This is a genomic window from Peribacillus sp. P4_C12 (genome assembly GCF_056402095.1).
Window position 1 is genome coordinate 1 of the sequence record NZ_JBFUIB010001012.1, and the last position, 831, is coordinate 831.

1 protein-coding gene is annotated in these 831 nt (G+C 39.3%); it reads left to right on the plus strand.

Annotated elements, in window-relative coordinates; all coding sequences use genetic code 11:
• Positions 1-822 (plus strand): ThiF family adenylyltransferase (locus AC1DUW_RS30895; RefSeq protein ID WP_477644461.1); only part of this gene is annotated, 822 nt, incomplete at its 5' end.
• Positions 823-831 lie beyond the last annotated feature (9 nt).

Here is an 831-nt window from a genome sequence, read left to right on the forward strand (position 1 = left end):
CAGCAACTTTATTGTGAGGAAGATGCTGAAAAAAGAATGCCAAAAGCAGTGGCGGCGGAGAATCGATTGAAAGCGCTAAATTCAGATGTAATCGTAAAATCACATGTGTTGGATGTGTCAGTGGAGGAACTGGAGCGGCTCGTTGATAGAGTCGATTTAATATTGGACGCCACCGATAATTTTGATACAAGGATGCTGATTAATKATATATCACAAAAATTCAAAATTCCATGGATTTACGGAGCGTGTGTGGGGAGCTATGGAATAAGTTACACAATTGTCCCAGAAGTAACTCCATGTTTGAATTGTTTGCTGGAAACGGTTCCAATTGGTGGATTAACCTGTGATACGGCTGGAATTATTAGTCCCGCCGTTCAAACGGTTGTTGCTTATCAACTGACTGAAGCATTAAAAATTCTTGTGGAAGATTATGATTCCCTTAGAAATAAAATCGTTTCATTTGACCTTTGGAAAAATGAGCATACATCCATTAATGTAAAGAAATTAAAAAAAGACAGCTGTTTGTCATGTGGGTCAAAGCGAACCTACCCACACCTTTCTTATCTAAATCAAACAAAAACAGCGGTTTTATGCGGGAGGGAGTCTGTCCAGATTCGCCCAGCAATGAAGTTTGAAAGAGATTTAGTGCAACTTGAAAAAAATCTGCTTGCTCAAGGTGGCAAGATCGTACGAAATCCATATTTGCTTTCATTCACAATCGGGCACCATCGTTTAGTTGTTTTTAAAGATGGCCGGGCCCTGATTCATGGAACAAAAGAAATCGCAGAAGCAAAATCGTTGTATCATCGCTATTTAGGCTAAATTATGCAA